The following is an 18618-nucleotide window of genomic DNA, read 5'->3' on the forward strand; positions in this document are numbered from 1 at the left end:
AGGTGGAGGTAAAAAATGGAAGATAAAAATAGATCCTATGGACTGGCAGGAAGGATAGCAAGAGCCTTCATAAAATCACCTCTCACACCTCTTATGGTTCTTGCATCTCTTCTGCTAGGGCTTTTTGCTGTTCTTACAACACCGAGGGATGAAGAACCCCAGATAGTAGTCCCTATGATAGATATTATCGTTCCTTTTCCCGGGTCTGAGGCTGATGAGGTTGACAAACTTATAACAAAGCCTCTTGAAAAGATAATGTGGGAGATTCCCGGGGTTGATTATGTTTACTCCTACGCAGGTGACGGATTTGGTGTAACAACTGTCAGGTTCTATGTTGGTGAGGATCCTGAAGATGCACTTGTCAGACTTTACAGTAAACTGATGTCAAACTACTACAGAATGCCCCAGGGGGCTATGGAACCTATAGTAAAACCAAAATCTATAGATGATGTCCCTATACTTGCACTGACATTTTACAGTGATAAGTACAGCTCCTACGAGATAAGAAGGGTTGTTGAGCAGGTTGAGGATGAACTGAAACAGCTTTACAACATCTCTGAGACAACAATATTAGGGTCAAAACCAAAATCTATATACATATATTTTGATCCTTCAAAGCTAAACGCCTACCATATACTTCTACCGCAGGTAGTTCAGGCCCTTCAGTATGCAAACAGCTCACTGCCATCAGGTGAGTTTGATAAGGGTAACTACAGATTCAAACTGAGAACAGGACAGTTCTTAAACTCTGTTAAGGATGTTGAGAATGTTGTTATAGGTGTTTACAACAACAAGCCTATATATATAAAGGATGTTGCAAAGGTTGAGATAGGAGAAGGAGAGGTTACAAATATAGTCCAGTTTGGTTATGGAATAAGGGGAGAAGGAGATAAAAATAAACTTTACAATGCTGTAACACTTGCTATAGCTAAAAAAACAGGCAGTAATGCTGTTGTAGTAGCAGAAAAGATACTTGAAAAGCTTGAGACTTTAAAGGGTAAAGTAATACCAGCTGATATCCATGTGAAAGTTACAAGAAATTACGGTGAGACAGCTACAGAAAAAGCTAACGAGCTTATTGAGCACCTTCTTATAGCAACATTCTCCATAGTTCTTCTTATAGCTGTAACACTTGGATGGAGAGAGTCTCTAATAGTTGCAGTAACAATACCTGTAACACTTGCTATAGCACTTTTCTTAAGTGAGATGTACGGGTACTCCCTTAACAGGGTTACTCTTTTTGCCCTTATTTTCTCAATAGGTATTCTTGTTGATAACTCTATCGTTGTTCTTGAGAACATCCACAGATGGTTCTCAATGAGAAAACTCCCAAATGAGAAAGCTGCTATTGTTGCTACAGATGAGGTTGGTAACCCAACAATACTTGCAACATTCGCTGTTATTGTTGCTCTTCTCCCAATGGCTTTTGTTTCAGGTCTTATGGGTCCTTATATGAGACCTATACCTATAAATGCATCTGTTGCTATGTTCTTCTCAATGCTTATAGCTTTTATACTTACACCTTACCTTGCATTAAGATGGCTGAAGCACGACCACGAACATGAATCTCCTGAAGCGTTAGAAAAGGAGGATGAAGCGAGGGCAGGAATCCTTGCAAAGCTTTTTGAAAGAATATACATGCCTCTATTTTTAAGCAGGATTAAGAGATATATCTTCTTAGGCTTTATGGGATTATTGCTCGTAGGATCTGTATGGCTTTTTGTTGAAAGGGTTGTTCTTGTTAAGATGCTCCCTTATGACAACAAAAGTGAGCTTTTCGTAGTACTAGACATGCCTGAAGGAACACCTCTTGAGAAAACATACAAGGTTGCAAAGGAGATAGCAGAGTATGCAAAAAATGTGAATGAGGTTGAGAACTACGTTATATATGCCGGTATACCTGCACCGTTTGATTTTAACGGTCTTGTAAGACATTACTACATGAGAGAAGGAACACATTATGCGATGATAAAGATAAATCTTATAGGCAAACATGAGAGAAAGGCACAGAGTCACCAGATAGCCGAAAGAATAAGAGGAGATATAGAAAGAATAGCCAAGAAACATGGGGCAAAGTATGTTGCCGTTGTTGAACCACCACCTGGACCACCTGTTTTATCACCTATTGTTGCAGAGGTATACGGTCCTGATTACAAAACACAGCTGAAGATAGCTGATGAGATAAAAAATATCTTTGAAAAAGCTGAAGGTGTTATAGATGTTGGTATATACGCAAACCTTCCACAGAGACAGTACATCCTGAAACCTGACAGGGAGAAGATAAAGAGATACGGCTTTAATGAGGATATGATAGTTAAAACTGTCAGGATAGCTCTTGCAGGATACTCTGTAGGCTTTATCCACTCTGCTGAAGATCTTAACCCTGTAAATATAGTTGTGAGACTGGATGAGAAGTACAGAACATCTATCAATGACATTCTATCTATGAAGATACCTACACCAAAGGGTGCTATTCCTCTTGGTTCACTTGTAACGGTTAAGGAAGGTTCTGCAAAGAATGATATATACAGAAAAAATCTCCAGAAGGTTGTTTATGTTATAGCAAATGTTGATGATACAGTTGGATCACCTGTTTATCCTATAGTTGATCTTTCTGAAAAGATAAGAAATATAAAAACACCAGATGGAAAGGGTGTTGAGATACTTCTAACACATCAGCCACATCTTGAGGACAGATACTATGTAAAATGGGATGGTGAGTGGCAGGTTACATACGAGACATTCAGAGATATGGGTATAGCCTTTGCGGTAGCCCTGATAGTTTTATACATACTCCTTGTTGGCTGGTTTGGATCATTTAAGATGCCTATGGTTATAATGTCTCCAATACCTTTTACACTTGTTGGTATAGTTCCTGGACATTTCATTATGGGTGCGTTCTTTACAGCAACATCAATGATAGGATTTATTGCTCTTGCAGGTATTATTCTGAGAAACTCTATACTTCTTGTTGAGTTTACACAGCAGAAACTTCAAGAGGGTTACGCCCTTGAGGAAGCATTACTCGAGGCAGGTATAGTCAGAACAAGACCGATCCTTTTAACAGCCGCAGCTGTAGTGGTAGGTGCTTTTGTTATTATCTTTGATCCTATCTTTAACGGTCTTGCTATAGCGCTTATATTTGGAACTATAGCATCAACACTCATAACACTTGTTGTTGTTCCTGTTCTTTACTACATGATTGTTGGAAAGACAGCGGTAAAACTTGATATGCCACCTGCAGTTCCTGTTGATGAGAAACCTGAAAAATAATGAATGAAGGGCGGTTAAACCGCCCTTTTATTTTTAAAATCCCTCTTTTTTTGGCTGTCTGCTCATCAGTATTCTGACAGCTTCCTTAGGACTTAAACCTTCATAAACTACCTGATACACAACCTCTGATATTGGCAGTTCAATACCAAACTTTTCCTGTATCTTTTTGAGAGCCTCAACAGTTTTTACACCTTCAACAACCTGACCAACCTCTTTTAAAGCCTCTTCTACCGAGTATCCTTTTCCAAGAAGTATCCCGAATCTTCTGTTCCTTGAAAGCTCTCCTGTTGCTGTAAGGACAAGATCTCCAAGACCTGCAAGTCCGTAAAGTGTCTCCGGCTTTCCACCAAAAGCCTTTGCCACCTTTGTCATCTCGTAAAGACCCCTTGTTATGAGGCTTGCCCTTGCATTATTTCCAAGACCAAGTCCGTCACTTGCTCCTGTTGCTATTGCTATAACATTCTTTACGGCACCACCTATCTCTGCGCCGATAATATCCTCCGTTATATAAAGCCTGAAAGTTTCTGTATTAAGTTTTTCCTGTAGTTTTTCCCCTATTTTTATGTTCCCTGCAAGTGTTACAGCTGTTGGAAGTCCTAAAGCCACCTCTTTTGCAAATGATGGACCTGAAAGGGCAAATATAAGATCATCCTGTATACCCAGAACTTCCTTTATTATGTCTGATATAAGCTTTAATGTGTTTATCTCTATCCCTTTTGATGCTGATATTACAGGAATGGATATGTCATACTTTATCTTTTTCAGAACTTCTCTTACACTCTGTGTGGGAACAGCAACTATAAGTATGTCGCAATCTTTTACAGCTTCGTTTATATCTGTGCATCCTCTGATATTTTCTGAGAGTGTTATATCAGGCAGATATTTACTGTTTTTTTTTATACTGTTTATCTCATTTATGGTTCTCTCATCCCTTCCCCATAACGTTATCTGTGAGAAATTTTTGGAAAAAGCCTGAGCGAGAGCTGTTCCCCAGCTTCCAGCTCCTAAAACTGTAAGTTTTTCAAACACCATAACGTCACCTGTTTTTTTCTTGTCACAGAGTTAACATTAGCATAAAATATCAGTATGGATTTAATAGTATCAAAACCACAACAGTACCTAAATAAGCGTATATTAATTATATCATCACTGGTAGGTTTCATCCTGAACCTTGTCCTACTTGGTGGTTTTCAGTTTTATCTCTCACATATTGAACCTGCAAAGATAGAAAGGGAGACAAAGATAAGGTACGTAAAATTGAAGGAACCTGTAAGGAAAAAGAAAAGTAGAAAGAAAGTTCTTAAAAAACAGTACACAAAAAGATCTGAAGAAGGGAAAAAAGAGATAGAGAAGCTTAAGAAAAAGGTTGTAGCTCCAAAAGCTTCTTCGGGAAAAAATGTATCAAGCAGAACTGTAGTCCCTGCATTAACACCTGTCCTTCCTGAAACTGTTAATCTTGAGGAGAAGGAGGTTGCCTTACCTGATCCTGAGATAGATCTTGGAGAGTTCTCTGAGATCCCTGCTGAGACAGGTGATATAAAGGAGTTCACAGCTATAACAAAAGGGGAGTTCAATCCATCATTTGGAACTGTGCTTTCTAAGTTTGACTCATCAGCAAGGGGAACAGCTGCAGGAAGGAAGCTTGTTTACAAACCTGATCCACCAAAGATAAAAGCACCTGTTCCACCACCACCTGTGAGAGTCAAGCTTTGGGTCAGGAAAGATGGAACTGTTTATAAGGTTGAACTTCTTGGAACAACAGGGGATAAAAGAGTAGACCAGATAATAAAAAGTTATGTACAGAGCTGGAAGTTTAATGAGATAAATGAAAATGAGATCCAGTGGGCCATAACAACAATAAGGTTTAAAACAACCTCCTGATGGCAAAATTTACAGGGATATTCTCAGAATCATTAACAGCTGTAAAATCGTTTAAATTAAGAACCTTCTTCTCCGTTATAGGTATTGCCTTCGGTATAGCATCCCTTTCAATAATTGTTGCTGCTGTTGAGGGTGCTTTCAAAAGGGCCTATGAGGTTGTTGAATCTTTTGGACCTGACAGCGTTCTCATATTCGGTGGATCCCAGGAACAGAAGGGTATAAGAAGCAGACAGAAAACGCTCACCATATACGATATAAAGGATCTGAAGAGAGCCTTTCCTGAGATAAAGATAATTATGCCTATAGTAAGGGTGAGAACTAAGGTTTACTACAGGGGAAATGTTGAGGAAACAAGGCTTTACGGTGTTGATACGAACTTTGAGGAAGCCTGGTCATGGTATCTGTTAGAGGGGAGGATGTTTACTGATCAGGAGCTTAAAAGGAAAGAGAATCTGTGTATTATAGGAAAGTATATTAAGGAAACACTTTTTAAAAATGAGGATCCTTTAGGGAAAAGCATAATACTGAACAGACTTCCCTGCAGGGTTATAGGTGTTTTATCTGAGAGGGGGACCACACCTACAGGGAGGAACCTGGACAACAGGGTTTTAATGCCTTACACAACGGTTATGTACAAGATAAACCACGACCCTGTTTATATATCCTCAATAAGGATAAGATATTATCCCGGTGTTGATCTAAGCAGTGTAATAAAAGAAACAGAAAGATTTCTAATAATGAAACATCACGCAAGAAAAGATGACTTTTTTATTCTGTCACCTACAGAGATACTTAACTTTCTTGTTGCATTAACAGGAACGCTGATACTTTTTTTAGGCTTTTCATCAACTATATCACTGAGTATAGGTGGCTTTGTTCTTGCGAATCTTTTTCTCCTGTCAGTCTCTGAGAGAAAAAAGGAGATTGGTATAAGAAAAGCCCTTGGAGCAAAGAAGAAAGATATCATGCTCCAGTTTATAACCGAGGCAGTTATAATAACATCCATCGGAGCTTTTATAGGATTTGGACTGGGTGTTATAAGTGCAAAACTTCTGAAAAATATTGTTGACTTTCCTGTTCATTTCTCCATTGAGGGATTTTTGATAGCCCTTGTTGTATCTTTCATCGTAGGTGTTGTTTCTTCATTAAATCCTGCGTTGAAGGCTGCAAATCTAAATCCTATTGAGGCGATAAGAGGATAATGTTGAGAAAGTTTATCAACGGTATAAAGGTTATCTTAAGAATATTCAGGGAGCACAAACTCAGATCAGCCCTGTCTGTTCTTGGAATAGCCTTTGGTGCTTTCGCACTGATAACTATGATTTCCGTTTCTGAAGGGATGAAGGAAAAAAACAGAAGGGAGATTGAGAAATTTGGTAAAAATCCTGTGATTGTAAAGTCAGGTAAGGTTTTTGTAAGAAGAGGAAGACAGAGAGCAATCACAACATCAACAACACTTAAGCTAAGAGAGGTCCAGATAATAAAACATCAGATTCCTTATATAAAAAAAGCGATACCTGCCTATATGATAGATTATCCTGTCAGAAATAAAGGGATAACAGTTTTCACAACAATAGTCGGAACAAAAATAGAGTATCTGAAATACAGAAATCTAACTGTAAAAAGGGGAAGATTCTTTAACCGGAATGAGGAAAAATCTGCAGCAAAGGTTGTTGTCTTAGGTAGCAAGATAGCGGAAAAATTCTTTGGAAATGAAGACCCTGTAGGAAAAAATATACTGATATTCAGGGTTCCCTGTAAGGTTATAGGCGTTCTTGAAGAGAAAGGTGTAGATCTTGCAGGTGTTGATCAGGATCTGCTTATTTATACTCCTTTAAAAACAGCTATGAGAAGACTTGCAAATGTGGATTATATAAACACGATATATATTGAGGTTGACAGGCAGGAGAACATACCTTTTGTAAAGTCCCAGCTTATCTCGCTTCTGAGGAAACTCCACCATATAAAACCAGGTGAGAGAAATGATTTTACAGTCTTAACAGCTGATGATATCCTCCGTATGCAGAATGAGGCTATAAGGATATTTACTATTTTAGGCTCTATTTCTGCTGTCATATCTTTTGTGATAGGTGGTATAGGTATTCTCTCCATAATGATACTTATTGTAAATGAGAGAATTGAGGAGATAGGCATAAGAAGGGCTGTTGGTGCTACAAGAAAAGACATAATATTCCAGTTTTTAACGGAATCTGGATTTATATCCTTTACAGGGTCTGTTCTTGGTGTTCTTTCAGGAATTTCCGTATCCTTCGTCATATCAGTCCTGATAAATATACCTTACACTATTATCTACCATTATCTTATATTCACATTTTTCTCATCAATCATAATAGGTATATCTGCGGGGATGTATCCCGCATTTAAAGCGTCAAGTATAAATCCTGTTTCTGCATTGAGAAGAACATAAATATTTGTTTCTATCAGCCGAAAATCTATTTATAGACTAATAACTTTGAGGGGATGAGTTGTCCTTAAGGAAAAAATTTATCATAAAGCTATCCATCACACTGATTGTTCTTGTACTGTTTATTGCTGTGATATCAACATTGTCTTTCAGAAAATACGGTCTTAAAACAGCTGAGAATACGAGCAGAATAGTTGCTGAACTTGTAAGAGATGGTCTTACGGCACAGATGGTAACGGGAACGATTGATCAGAGAGATCATTTTTTAAAACAGGTTGAGAGTATAAAGGAGATAAGTAATCTGTGGGTTGTTAGAGGGGACGCTGTTAACAGGCAGTTTGGGAATGGTAAAAACTCGGAAAAGCCAAGGGATGAGCTTGATATAAAAGCTATACAGACAGGGAAGATCCAGAAAAAAATAATAGATTCTTCTGAAGGAACGCTTTTCAGGATAACAATTCCCTATATAGCAAGCTCAAATGGAAGTATTAACTGTCTTAACTGTCACAATGTTAATGAGGGTGATGTTCTTGGTGCTGTTAGTATAGAGCTTGATATAACGGAATCAAAGATAATGGCTGTAAAGACTGTAATCTTGCTTTTAATTGCCTCAGTTGTAGTTCTTATTCTCTCAGGAATTTATATGTCACTTTTTGTCGGTAAGTATGTAAATCTTTTTGAAAAGCTTAAAAAAGTGATGAAAAAGGCTATTCATGGTGATTTTTCCTCAAGAATTGATACAGATCTTAAGGATGAAGCAGGTGATACTGTTAGAGAGTTTAACAGATTTATGGAAGAGCTACACCAGAACTTCAGTGAGATAAAAAAGGTTATGGATGGACTCGCCTCTGCAGACCTGACTGTTAGAATAACAAAGGATATGGAAGGGGAGTTTAAATCTCTAAAGGATAATATAAACAAAAGTATAGATGCCCTATCAAGAACCCTCTCAATAACGATAAAAGGTTTCAACCAGATACTTGACAGACTTAAGATATTAGCTGACGAGATAAGATCCGTCTCAGAGAATATGGAGACACAGAATATAAATATAAGAGATATAAACAGCTCTATAGATCATATATCTGAAAGTATCAAAAAGATATCTGTAAACACAGAAAATGCACAGGATATGAGCAGACAGGTTCAGTCTGACATACTTGCAGGAGAGAAAGATCTTACAGAGATGGAAAATGCTATGAAGAATCTGACTGAAGCAGGGAAAAATATACATTCTGTTACAAGAAGTATCATATCAATAGCAGACCAGACAAATCTTTTAGCCTTAAATGCTGCGATAGAAGCTGCAAGGGCAGGGGAACATGGAAAAGGTTTTGCTGTTGTTGCTGATGAGGTAAGAAAGCTTGCCGAGGATACATCAAATCTTGCAAAGGATATACAGATAATGGTAAACCAGATACTTACAACGATAAATGCAACATCTGAGATACTTGAGAAAACACATTCAGGCTACAAAGAGATGTCTGTTACATACAACGAGATGGCACAGCTTATGGATGAGATAGCATCAGCTATACAGAAGCAGACAGAGGCTATCATAAATATGAGAAAGAGTATTGAGAATATAACTAAAATCTCAGAGCAGAACACAAGTAAAAACAAGGATGTTGCAGATCATATGCAACATCTTTCACAGATAGCAGACAGGGTAAAACATGAGGTTGAGAAGTTTAAAGCTGAGGAAAGTCCTTAGAAAAATCCTTTAACTTTGTAAATCTGTCTGCCACCTGTATTATAGTTCCTTCATCAAAAGGTTTTCCTATAAGCTGCATACCTACAGGCAGACCATCCTTAAATCCGCAAGGTATACTCATACCTGGTACACCTGCCATATTAACAGAAACTGTGAATATATCTGACAGATACATCTGGAGCGGATCATCAACCTTTTCACCTATCCTGAATGCAACGTCAGGTGTTGTTGGTGTCAGTATGATATCTACACTTTCAAATGCCTTCATAAAGTCCTGGTATATCAGTGTTCTTACCTTCTGTGCCTTCAGGTAGTAAGCATCATAATAACCTGAAGACAGAGAGTATGTTCCGAGCATTATCCTTCTTTTTACCTCAGCCCCAAATCCTTCATCCCTCGTTTTTGAGTACATCTCTTCAAGATCGCTGTAGTCTGAAGCTCTAAAGCCATATCTTACGCCATCATATCTTGCAAGGTTTGAGGAAGCCTCAGAGGGAGCTATTATGTAGTATGCTTCTATAGCATACTTTGTTGTAGGCATTGATATACTTACAAGCTCAGCTCCTTCCTTCTCAAGAAGCTTTGCAGACTCCATAACAAGCTCTTTTATCTGTGAATCAAGTCCTTCAACAAAAAATTCTTCAGGGATACCTATCTTTATCCCTTTTATGTCTTTATCTAAAAACTTTGTAAAATCAGGAACTTCCCTGTCTGCAGATGTTGAGTCCTTAGGATCTTTACCTGAGATAATATTTAGGAGTATCGCTGTATCCTCAACAGTCCTGGTAAATGTTCCTATCTGATCAAGCGAAGAGGCGAAGGCAACAAGCCCGTATCTTGATACTCTGCCGTAGGTAGGTTTCAGACCTATCACACCACAGAAAGCGGCAGGCTGTCTTATAGATCCACCTGTATCAGATCCAAGTGCGGCAGGAGCCAGCCCCGCCGACACTGCTGCTGCTGAACCTCCCGATGACCCTCCCGGCACTCTATCTAAATCCCATGGATTTCTTGTTACGAAAAATGCAGAGTTTTCCGTTGATGAGCCCATAGCGAACTCATCAAGGTTTGTTTTACCAGTAATTACATACTCTTTATCCTTTAATCTCTTGATAACAGTAGCGTCAAATGGTGGCACGTAGTTCTCAAGAATCTTTGATGAGCATGTGGTTCTTATACCTTCTGTTGATATATTATCCTTGATGGCTATCGGTATGCCAAAAAGTTCAGGTATTTCAGAAAGATCTGAGATCTTTTCATCAAGCTGTTTTGCCCTTTCAACAGCCTGTTCTGTGAGATCTGTAACATAGCTTTTTATCTTAACCTCAACATCTTTGGTTCTCTGTGCAAAACTCTCTATTACCTCTGAAGGTTTTACCTCTTTCTTTTCAATCAGTTCTTTAAGCTCTTTTATGGATCTTTTCCAGAGTTCCATTCCCTTACCTCTTAAAGTTCATGTTCTTCAGGCGATGAAGGAGGTTCTTTAGGTGTTATCCTGTCAAAATACTCAGAGTATCTTCTATCCGTTAGATCAAGATTTTTTTCTGCTTCCTCAGCATGCTCTTTACAGAGTGTAGTCCATGGGACAGCTTCAAGTCTGTCCTCTTCTATCTCTTTACCACAAACCTCACATATACCGTATCTTCCTTCTCTCATCATCTGGAGAGATTCGTCTATCTTTCTGATTATCTCTATCTCTATATCTTCAAGCTCACCAAGTACCGTTTCTGTATAATCTATTCTTGCATAATCTTCAAGATCTTCAGGGATTGTCAGACCTTCATCTGTGAGTTTTTTCATCGTCTCTTCCTGTTTGAAATACCTGTCAAGTATCTGCTTTTTCTTCTCAAGAAGTATCTTTCTAAACTTTTCCATCTTTTCCCTATTCATAACTGAAAAACCTCCGGGAGAAACACAAACTGTGCTTTTATATACGGTTTAAATAATATCACAGTGTAAGTCGTACCTTCAAATTTTCTCTGATATAATCTTTTTAGGGATAATTTTCCAAAGAGGTAAAGATATGAAGATAGGTACACCTTTATCTTACAACAGTACAAAGATGCTTCTTTTAGGTAGCGGTGAGCTTGGGAAGGAGTTTGTGATTGAGGCACTCAGACTTGGTATTGAAGTTATAGCTGTTGACAGCTACCAGTTTGCGCCTGCACAACAGGTTGCCCAGAAATACTACGTTATAGACATGAAAAATCCTGACCAGATAAGAAATATAGTATACAGGGAAAAGCCTGATTTCATAGTTCCCGAGATAGAGGCTATAGATACAGATGTTCTGCTTGAGCTTGAGAAGGAAGGTTTTACGGTAGTTCCGTCAGCAAAAGCTGTGAAATACACTATGAACAGAATAGGCATAAGAAGGCTTGCTGCTGAAGAGGTCGGACTTAAAACCTCAGCCTACAGGTTTGCCTCTGATATAGACACTTACAGAAAGGCTATACAGGAGATAGGCCTTCCGGCTGTTGTAAAGCCTGTTATGAGCTCTTCAGGTAAGGGACAGAGTATAGTGAGAGAAAAGGATCAGATAGATAAGGCGTGGTATTACGCACAGGAAAATGCAAGGGGAAAAGGTGGAGAGGTAATAATAGAGGAGTTTATAGATTTTGATTTTGAGATAACACTGCTTACCGTCAGAACAAAAAATCAGGGAACGCTCTTCTGTGAGCCTATAGGTCATATCCAGGTTGAAGGTGATTACCATGAGAGCTGGCAGCCCCAGCCTATGTCTGAGACAGCACTTGAGAGAGCTAAAGAGATAGCAACAAAGATAACGGATGCACTTGGAGGATATGGTATCTTTGGCTGTGAGCTTTTTGTTAAAGGAGATCAGGTATGGTTTAATGAGATCTCGCCCCGCCCACATGATACGGGAATGGTAACACTTGTTTCGCAGAATATGTCTGAGTTTGAGATACATCTGAGAGCTATACTTGGACTTCCAATAGATATAAAACTTTTATCCCCATCAGCTTCTTACTGTTTCCATGCGTCAGACTGGGGTGTTGCTCCCGTTTATGAGGGGGTAGAAAAAGCCCTGTCTATCCCTGACACAAAGATAAGAATATTTGGGAAACCTACAACAAGACCGAAAAGAAGAATGGGTGTGGCTCTAGCAACAGGAAGCAGTGTAGAAGAGGCAAGAAAAAAAGCTAAAGAGGCAGCACAGAATATAAAGGTGGTAATTTAGGTGATTTTATGGAGCTTGGAAAATACAAACATGACCTGAACTCTTTTATTTTTAAAATGGAGGCATCAGCACAGTTATTACAGGATCCTGAAGGTCTTTCACATGATGAGATAAAACTGATATCTGACATAATCCTGAATAACACAAAGTTGATAAAACTTTTCTTTGACTGTTTCACATTACTTGAGAGACTGGAAAAGGGAGATTATATACCAAAAAAGAAAAAGGTAACCATTGAGGATATTACCGTGAACGGTGATCCAAAAATAGTTGAGCTTGTTATGAGTATAATCAAAATCCTGAATAAAAATCCTGCCCTTATTGTTGAGCCGATAAAAAACAAGGTTATCTTCCAGGGAAAGTTCGTACCTGAAAACCAGATAGAACAGTTCTTTATTGATTTTTTAAAAAAAGCTCCTTTATTTAATAAATTACAGGTGGATATTACAGAGGATGAGATAGTTCTGACATGGTAAAGAGGATACTTATAGTTGATGATGATAGAGATATCCTTAACCTGATGAAATTAAAACTGAAAAATTACGGGTACACCATATTCACCGAGTCATCACCTGTTGAAGCTTTAAACAGAATCAAAGATGAACATTTTGATCTTATCCTTGTTGATCAGCTTATGCCTGAACTTTCCGGACTTGAGTTTATAGACAGACTGAAAGAGAGGGATATAAAAACCCCTGTGATCCTTATGACAGCCTATGGGAGTCTTGAAGATGCTGTTCTCGCAATGAAAAAGGGAGCATTTCACTATATTACGAAACCTATAAATTTTGAAGAGCTAAAGATAATAATAGATCAGGCTTTAGAGGTATCAGACCTAAAAAAAGAGCTGAACGAACTTAAATCACTTCTTTCCACAGACATCATTGCAGAAAGCCCCCAGATGAAACAGGTACTTGAGACGGCGAAAAAGATAGCTCCATTTGATACAACAGTTCTAATAACAGGTGAAAGCGGAACAGGAAAGGAGATGATAGCAAACTTTATCCACAAAAACAGCCTGAGAAAAGAAAGACCTTTCATAGCCATAAACTGTGGAGCTATACCTTCTGAACTACTTGAGAGCGAGCTTTTCGGTTATAAAAAAGGAGCTTTCACAGGGGCAAATACTGACAAAAAAGGTCTTATTGAGGAGGCTGAAGGTGGTACATTATTCTTAGATGAGATAGGAGAGCTTCCACTTGATCTTCAGGTAAAACTCTTAAGAGTTCTGCAGGAAAATGAGATAAAGCCCATCGGTAGCAACAGACCTAAAAAGATAGATGTAAGATTTATAGCAGCAACAAACAGAGATCTCAAAAAGATGGTTGAGGAAGGAAAATTCAGGGAAGATCTGTACTACAGGATAAATGTTATCCCTATACATATACCCCCTCTCAGGGAGAGAAAAGAGGATATAATCCCCCTTGCACAGTACTTTATAAATAAGTTCTGCTCCAGATACGGTATTCCTAAAAAAAGGCTTTCTGAAAAGGCGAGGGAGAAGCTCTTAAATTACGATTACAAGGGGAATGTGAGAGAGCTTGAGAACATTATAGAAAGAGCTGTTTTAACAACAGAAGGTGAGGAGATAACGGACATTCCAGTAACTGTATCAAAAAGATACATATTGTCGCAGGAGCTTAAACCTTTTAAGGAAGCTAAAAAGGAGTTTGAGGAGAGTTATCTTAAAAATCTCCTTGAGAAAACCGACTTCAATATATCAAAAGCTTCAAAGATAGCAGGTATTACAAGAGCCCAGATATACAGGATGATTAAAAGGTATGGAATAGAGGGTTAGTGTATCTAATTGATACACACCTGTATCAATTCAGCACAAAAAAACCGGCTTCTTCAGTTGTGAAAATCCCAGGTCTAATCTATAAATTATTGAAAAATAAGGTAATTTTAATTTTTGGCACACTGTTTGCTTATATATTAACCGAAGGAGGAAGAGATGGGTAAAAAGTTTTTATCAAAAGGACTGCTTTTAAGTTCGGTTCTACTTTTTGCTTGTGGTGGAGGAGAGAGTAACGATCCTTACATAAACCCGTATGCGTCTACTGTGAATGGAGAGATAACGCAGCAGAATCTGACAGCAGCCGGTTATCAGGTGGACGGTAAGGATCTTCAGTATGTTTCGGCTTTCTCAATGGAAAATGGGAAACTTGTTTATACATCTTCAGTTATAAACCCGGATGGAACTTTTAAGCTAAATCTGAAAAAGGATCTGAAGTACAGTTTTGTAATATTTGACAGCAATTATAACCCTGTACTTTATGTGAAGCAGAGCACAAAGAACGTTCTTATTATCAGGGGAGATACCTACGTAAAGATCATAATAAAGCTCAATCCAGATGGAACGATCACAGTTGTAAATCTTGAACATGATCAGAACACAGTTTTTGACTGGGACGATGCTTTTGATGATACAGATGGGGATGAGATCCCAGATTTTGCTGAGGATGATAACGATGGTGATGGAAATCCTGATTACGACAGGGATGGTGACGGCATTTTTGACGGCATAGAGGACAAAAATAACAACAGCTATATAGACGGCTCTGAGGATACAGATAACGATATGTTACCTGATCCTATTGATGATGATGATGACAATGATGGTATACCTGATGATCAGGATGATGACTGAATTAAATAAATATCTTACAAGGAGGATTAGTCATGAGAAAAGAATTTAAGAAAAAAGCTATATTAGGCGGTAGCCTTTCCCTCTCTGCTCTGCTCTTTGCCTGTGGAGGAGCTGGAGATGTTGCATCTGATTCGCCTTACGCTACAGTTACAGGAACTGTAACATCAGCTTCCTCTACAGGCAGTCTTTCTACAACTGGTATTGACATAGGGAATGTAAATCTCTCGTTCATAGCAGCTGTTGCTATTGATAACGGAAAGCTCGTTTATACGGCAGATGATATTGATAACAACGGTAACTTCAATCTTAAACTGAAAGAAGGTCTTGATTACGCGTTTATACTATTTGATATCAGCAAGAAACCAAAGCTTATAGTGAAAGACAGTAACGGAAATGCTATCAAGATCAATGGAGATGGATCTGTTAATATCTCATTAAGCGACAGTGATGGGGATGGGATTCCGGATACAGCATCTGTCAATATAACAGGTTCAGTGAGCCTGACAAAAGATTCACAGCTTGATGATAACGATAATGACCATTACCCAGACGGTATTGAAAATATAAATGCAGGTGGATCTGTGAATCCAGACTATGATGAGGATGGTGACGGCATTTTTGACGGTATAGAGGATAAGGATGGTGATGGCTATATAGATGGACATGAAGACTCAAACAGCAACGGTATACCGGATGTTTATGAGGATGATGACAAAGACGGTCTTCCAAACTACCTTGATGACAGCGATGGTGACGGATATCCAGATCATATTGATGAAGATGACAGTGATGGTTATAAGTACGAGATGAAAGGAACTGTTTCAAACATAGACACAACAACAGGAACATTCGTATTCACATATAACGGTACAGATTACAACGTTTCTGTAACAGATACTACTGTCTGTGAGATAAACGATACTTACTATAAGGGAGCTGACTGTTTATCACATCTTACTGATGGAGCTTATATAGAGCTTAAAACTAATGATGATATATCAACAGCAACAGATATCTCAGCAGTCAAGTTTGAGATGGAGGATGAAGGATACGAAGATCACTCATCTGACAGCTACCGTTTTGAGATATATGGAAAAACAAAGAATATAGATCTTACAAACGGAACTTTTGTTTTTGACTGGAACGGAACAGAGATTACGGTCTCTGTAGACACAAATATAAAGTGTGAGATAAATGATGTCTACTACTATGGAACAGACTGTCTCAATAATTTAGCTGACAACCTTTGTATTGAGCTCAAAACATCTGACGATGTGTATAACTATGATGGATCAGCACCAATAACGGCTGTTGAGTTTGAAACATCTGACGACTGCGGGACTTCCTATTAATTTCTGAGGGGGAATATCCCCCTCTTTTATGTCCAAAAAAGAAAGAGGAAGAAGGTCATGATAGAGGAGAGAAAGGCTACCATTCTCATAGTTGATGATGATCCTCAAAACAGAATGTTACTCAGATTTTTCTGTAAAAAATGGGGCTTTGATGTTGTTGAGTGTAAGAATGGAGCTGAGGCTGTAAAGGAAGCTAATGAAAAGGATATAGACATAATATTGATGGATCTGATGATGCCGAAACTTGATGGATTTTCAGCTTTAGAAGTGCTTAAGAACAACGAGAAAACAAAATATATACCTGTGATAATACTCACAGCTGCAGAGGATACAGAGTCAAGAATAAAAGGTATAGAGCTTGGAGCAGATGACTTTTTTACAAAACCTATAAACATACATGAGTTAAAGCTCAGGTTAAAAAATAGTTTAAAACTAAAGTACTACAATGATACACTCAAGAATTACAACCTATACCTTGAAAATGAGCTCAAAAAAAAGATATCTGAGGTAAAGAGAGCCTACATAGACTCGCTTTACAGACTTACAAAGATAGCAGAATACAAAGACAGGGAGACAGGAGATCATCTTAAAAGAATAGGATACTTTTCCAAGGAGGTTGCTGTAAGGCTTGGCCTTGGATCCGAGTTTTCAGAAAATATATACCATGCCTCACAGATGCATGATATAGGTAAGGTCGGTATTCCTGAAAAGATACTCCAGAAAAACGGCAGTCTTACACAGGAAGAGTTTGAGATAATGAAAAAACATACAATAATAGGTGCTGATATACTTAAGGGATCACATATATCGGTCTTACAGATGGCGGAGAAGATAGCAAAATACCACCACGAAAAATGGAATGGTGAAGGATATCCCTTCAGGCTGAAAGGAGAGAGTATCCCTCTCTCAGCAAGGATTGTTGCTCTGGCTGATATATATGATGCTTTAAGATCTGAAAGGATATACAAACCCCCGCTCACTCATCAGCAGGCAACTGAGGTTATACTTAATGGGGACAACAGAACAAAACCGGAACATTTTGATCCGGAGGTTTTAAATATATTCAGGAAGTACCACAGAACTTTTGAAGAGATATATGAAACTGTTAGAGCGGTATCATGAGAAAGATACTTTTATTTTTTATCTTACTGATAGGTTTTACTTATGCATCAGACGTGACTTACAGATTTGGAAGGGGTCTGTCTGTTGATAACAGGTTTTATCTCGGCGGGTATACCTCTTTTCAGTACGAACACAGGGAAAATGGATACTATGAGTACAAGATAGACGATATAGCTGTTCTTGGATTTTACAGACAGGGCAAACTCAAGATATTTGGAGAGCTTGAGGCAAAGAACTGGTATGTGAAGAGAAAAGGAAGTGAGAGTGAGTTTAATCTGAAACTTCACACTGAAAGATTTTACCTTGAGTATGCATTTAATGAGTCTTTCAAAACCAGAATAGGAAGGTTCATAACACCACTCGGGATATGGAACCAGGTTCATATAAATGCATTAAAATGGACAACATCCGATCCAGTAACGGCTGAATGGTTTTACCCGAGGTTCTCAACAGGTCTGGACATATACGGTTTTCTTCCTGTTATAGACGATACAACCGAGTATCACTTCTTTATCCAGAAAACAAAAAATATTGATGATGCTTACAACAACGTAAGGACAAACGATTTTATAGGATTCCAGTTTAAAAAGTTCTTTGGTATAAACAGGTATTTTGGTATAAATGGTGGTAGATATTATGATACTCAGTTTAAGGAGACATCTATCTTCCTGGGGATCTTCGGATATCTGAATATAAAAAGATTTTACCTGATGGGAGAAGGTTATATAGCCCACGAAAATGAGGAACACCATGCGGACTACAGCGGAAGGATAGATAAAGAGTCATACTATATCCAGACTGTTTACAGAGTTTTCTCAAAAAACTATCTCGTTGTCAGGAATGAGTACTTTAAGGATAGATCAGACAAAGGATATCTGAACGTATGGACTTTTGGCTGGAATTATAAACCTCTTTTTAATATATCAATAAAAGGAGAGTACCAGTTTTTTGAAAAAAGGGATAATAGATTTTTAGCATCTTTTGCTGTGCTTTTTTAAG

General features: G+C 38.2%; 15 protein-coding genes. 12 read left to right on the forward strand and 3 right to left on the reverse strand.

Going from position 1 to position 18618, the window contains the following annotated elements:
• The first annotated feature begins 15 nt into the window (after nt 1–15).
• Complete coding sequence (locus PERMA_RS07340; protein ID WP_012676388.1) at nt 16–3273, forward strand: efflux RND transporter permease subunit; 3258 nt, start codon at nt 16–18, stop codon at nt 3271–3273.
• Nucleotides 3274–3306: 33 nt separating this feature from the next.
• On the opposite strand, the gene PERMA_RS07345 is transcribed toward PERMA_RS07340, so the two are convergent.
• On the reverse strand, nt 3307–4305 hold the full coding sequence (locus tag PERMA_RS07345; RefSeq protein WP_012676266.1) for an NAD(P)H-dependent glycerol-3-phosphate dehydrogenase: 999 nt from the start codon (nt 4303–4305) through the stop codon (nt 3307–3309).
• 54 nt (nt 4306–4359) lie between these two features.
• Between PERMA_RS07345 and PERMA_RS07350 the strand changes: the two genes are divergently transcribed.
• Genes PERMA_RS07350 through PERMA_RS07365 form a run of 4 tightly spaced genes read left to right on the forward strand, consistent with a single transcriptional unit; the run spans nt 4360 to nt 9293 of the window.
• Complete coding sequence (locus PERMA_RS07350; RefSeq protein ID WP_015899045.1) at nt 4360–5154, forward strand: hypothetical protein; 795 nt, start codon at nt 4360–4362, stop codon at nt 5152–5154.
• Nucleotides 5154–6356: an ABC transporter permease gene (locus tag PERMA_RS07355; protein WP_012676064.1), complete on the forward strand. Its 1203-nt coding sequence runs from the start codon at nt 5154–5156 to the stop codon at nt 6354–6356. Before PERMA_RS07350 ends, PERMA_RS07355 begins: the two co-directional genes overlap by 1 nt.
• A gap of 2 nt (nt 6357–6358) precedes the next feature.
• On the forward strand, nt 6359–7582 hold the full coding sequence (locus PERMA_RS07360; protein WP_012675466.1) for an ABC transporter permease: 1224 nt from the start codon (nt 6359–6361) through the stop codon (nt 7580–7582).
• Nucleotides 7583–7640: 58 nt separating this feature from the next.
• On the forward strand, nt 7641–9293 hold the full coding sequence (locus tag PERMA_RS07365; RefSeq protein WP_012675744.1) for a methyl-accepting chemotaxis protein: 1653 nt from the start codon (nt 7641–7643) through the stop codon (nt 9291–9293).
• Here the strand turns inward: PERMA_RS07365 and gatA are convergent.
• A complete protein-coding gene (gene gatA, locus PERMA_RS07370) occupies nt 9271–10728 on the reverse strand; it encodes an Asp-tRNA(Asn)/Glu-tRNA(Gln) amidotransferase subunit GatA (RefSeq protein WP_012676927.1) in 1458 nt (485 codons plus the stop codon). The genes PERMA_RS07365 and gatA overlap by 23 nt on opposite strands.
• Before the next feature lie 11 nt (nt 10729–10739).
• Nucleotides 10740–11183 carry a TraR/DksA family transcriptional regulator gene (locus PERMA_RS07375; protein WP_012676626.1) on the reverse strand — a complete coding sequence of 148 codons (444 nt, stop codon included), beginning with the start codon at nt 11181–11183 and terminating at the stop codon, nt 10740–10742.
• 133 nt (nt 11184–11316) lie between these two features.
• Between PERMA_RS07375 and purT the strand changes: the two genes are divergently transcribed.
• The 7 genes from purT to PERMA_RS07410 all read left to right on the forward strand — a co-directional run bounded on the left by purT (nt 11317) and on the right by PERMA_RS07410 (nt 18617).
• Entirely contained in the window at nt 11317–12495 is a 1179-nt protein-coding gene (gene purT, locus PERMA_RS07380) for a formate-dependent phosphoribosylglycinamide formyltransferase (protein ID WP_015898898.1), read from the forward strand.
• An 8-nt stretch (nt 12496–12503) separates the two neighbouring features.
• Nucleotides 12504–12971: a hypothetical protein gene (locus PERMA_RS07385; protein ID WP_012675511.1), complete on the forward strand. Its 468-nt coding sequence runs from the start codon at nt 12504–12506 to the stop codon at nt 12969–12971.
• Nucleotides 12965–14293, forward strand: coding sequence for a sigma-54-dependent transcriptional regulator (locus PERMA_RS07390; RefSeq protein WP_012676258.1), 1329 nt, complete (start codon nt 12965–12967; stop codon nt 14291–14293). The genes PERMA_RS07385 and PERMA_RS07390 overlap by 7 nt, the downstream gene beginning before the upstream one ends.
• Nucleotides 14294–14449: 156 nt before the next feature.
• Complete coding sequence (locus PERMA_RS07395) at nt 14450–15145, forward strand: hypothetical protein (protein ID WP_012676420.1); 696 nt, start codon at nt 14450–14452, stop codon at nt 15143–15145.
• A 32-nt stretch (nt 15146–15177) separates the two neighbouring features.
• Complete coding sequence (locus tag PERMA_RS07400; protein WP_012675294.1) at nt 15178–16497, forward strand: hypothetical protein; 1320 nt, start codon at nt 15178–15180, stop codon at nt 16495–16497.
• A 57-nt stretch (nt 16498–16554) separates the two neighbouring features.
• Nucleotides 16555–17619: a response regulator gene (locus PERMA_RS07405; RefSeq protein WP_012675703.1), complete on the forward strand. Its 1065-nt coding sequence runs from the start codon at nt 16555–16557 to the stop codon at nt 17617–17619.
• A complete protein-coding gene (locus PERMA_RS07410; RefSeq protein WP_012675555.1) occupies nt 17616–18617 on the forward strand; it encodes a hypothetical protein in 1002 nt (333 codons plus the stop codon). The genes PERMA_RS07405 and PERMA_RS07410 overlap by 4 nt, the downstream gene beginning before the upstream one ends.
• Nucleotide 18618: the final 1 nt, after the last annotated feature.

The sequence above is a fragment of the Persephonella marina EX-H1 genome, assembly GCF_000021565.1.
Lineage (GTDB): Bacteria > Aquificota > Aquificia > Aquificales > Hydrogenothermaceae > Persephonella > Persephonella marina.